We start from the raw sequence: 2,416 nt of genomic DNA on the forward strand, positions 1-2,416 counted from the left end.
TGAAAAAGTTGTAAAATTGAACAAAGATACGTGTGATACCTTTTGTTATGACGAAAAAAAGGTAAATAGTATTCAGCCCAAGATAGAACAGGTTAACGGTGTTGAGTTAATTTTTAAAGCGTTATCAGATGCTACACGACTAAAAATAGCGTACGCATTAACATTAGAAAAAGAACTTTGTGTTTGTGATGTTGCAAACATCATTGGTTCAACAACTGCAACTGCATCTCACCATTTACGTTTATTACGTAATATGGGATTGGCTAAATATCGAAAAGAAGGAAAGCTCGTGTTCTATTCCCTAGAAGATGACCATGTTCGTCAACTAGTTTCCATAGCCATGCTGCATGCAAAAGAAGGTGAATAAAATGGAAAATAATAAAAATAGTTATCGTTTGCATGGATTATCTTGTACGAACTGTGCAGCAAAATTTGAAAAGAATATACGCTCTATTCAATCGGTTGAGGACGTTCAATTAAATTTTGGAGCTTCGAAAATCACTGTACATGGAGAAGCTTCGATCGAACAACTAGAGCAAGCAGGAGCCTTCGATGGTATTAAAGTGTTCCCAGAGCGACAACGTCTGATTGAGAACAACGAACCTTTCTGGAAAAAACGAGAGAATATCACAACCATGATATCGTTGTTATTCATTATCGTTGGTTATGTTTTTTCCTTTCAATTTAGCGAAGACGATCCGGTAACCATTGGTACATTTGGACTTTCCATATTAATTGGTGGGTTCACTCTTTTCAAAGTTGGTCTAATAAACTTAACAAAGTTACAATTTGATATGAAGACCCTTATGACCATTGCAATCATTGGGGCAGCTGCAATTGGTGAATGGGGTGAAGGTGCAGTCGTTGTTTTTCTATTCGCGTTGAGTGAAGCATTAGAAAGTTACTCGATGGATAAAGCACGACAATCTATTCGATCTTTAATGGACATTGCCCCTAATCGAGCAATTATACGACGCGGAAATGAAACAGTTGAAATTGATGTGGAAAATGTTCAGATTAACGATATTATGATTATTAAACCTGGTCAAAAGATTGCAATGGATGGTGAAGTTGTAAAAGGACAAACGTCGATAAACCAAGCTACCATAACCGGTGAATCGATTCCTGTTTATAAGACAACAGGTGATGAAGTATACGCAGGAACATTGAATGAGGAAGGATCACTGGAAGTTCGCGTAACAAAACTTGTTGACGATACGACGATTGCAAAGATTATTCACCTAGTAGAGGAAGCACAGGCAGAACGTGCACCCTCCCAGCAATTTGTTGATCGGTTTGCAAAATACTACACTCCCGCTATTATGCTTATTGCTTTATTAGTTGCAGTTATTCCTCCCCTACTCATGGGCGGTATTTGGTCAGAGTGGATTTACCGAGGGCTTGCAGTGCTAGTTGTTGGATGTCCTTGTGCCCTAGTTATTTCTACACCAGTGGCTATTGTAACAGCAATAGGAAATGCAGCTCGTAAAGGTGTACTAATAAAAGGCGGTATTCATTTAGAAGAGACTGGTAGATTGAAAGTTGTAGCTTTTGATAAGACTGGTACCCTTACTGAAGGTAAACCAGAAGTGACAGATGTAGTTGAACTATCCGCGATGAATAAGGAAGAAATTATTGGAATCTCAACTGCGATAGAATCGTTTTCGCAACACCCACTCGCTTCTGCAGTTATTCGTAAGGCGGAAGAAGACAATGTAGCAACTTACACTGCAGCTAATTTTCAATCGATTACTGGTAAAGGTGCAAAGGCAACCATAGACAATAAAGAATACTTTATTGGTAGTCCAACGTTATTCCAAGAAATTTCTATCATTGATGGTGAAGTAAAAAAACAAATAAACAATTTACAAAAACAAGGTAAAACGGTAATGCTTCTAGGCACTGAACAAGAAATTAAAGGTTTAATTGCTGTTGCCGATCAAATTCGAAAAGATAGTTTATCAATCATTCAAAAACTACACCAAATCGGTATTGATAAGACGGTTATGCTTACTGGTGATAATCATGCTACTGGGAATGCTATTGGAAAACAACTCGGTCTAAGTGAAACGAAAGCAGAACTATTGCCACAAGACAAACTAGACTCCATTAAACAGCTTCGCGAACAACATGGAAATGTAGCAATGGTCGGAGATGGTGTCAATGATGCTCCAGCATTAGCTACTGCAACCGTTGGTATTGCTATGGGGGGCGCAGGAACCGATACGGCGTTAGAAACAGCTGACATTGCCTTAATGGCCGATGACTTGGAAAAGTTACCATATACAATCGCCTTAAGTAGAAAAACGTTAACTATCATTAAACAAAACGTAGGGTTTGCGTTAGGCCTGAAGCTATTAGCACTTATATTAATCATTCCTGGGTGGCTTACATTATGGTTAGCCATATTTGCTGA

At 38.5% G+C, this 2,416-nt stretch carries 2 protein-coding genes; both read left to right on the forward strand.

Annotated features, from left to right (window positions below):
• Positions 1–16 precede the first annotated feature (16 nt).
• The gene (locus ACY9Z2_RS18860; protein ID WP_463611222.1) at positions 17–367 is read left to right on the forward strand and encodes an ArsR/SmtB family transcription factor; all 351 of its coding nucleotides are present in this window, start codon (positions 17–19) and stop codon (positions 365–367) included.
• Position 368: 1 nt separating this feature from the next.
• Positions 369–2,416 (forward strand): heavy metal translocating P-type ATPase (locus tag ACY9Z2_RS18865; RefSeq protein ID WP_463611221.1); only part of this gene is annotated, 2,048 nt, incomplete at its 3' end.

Source organism: Virgibacillus sp. GM2-2, from assembly GCF_055329585.1.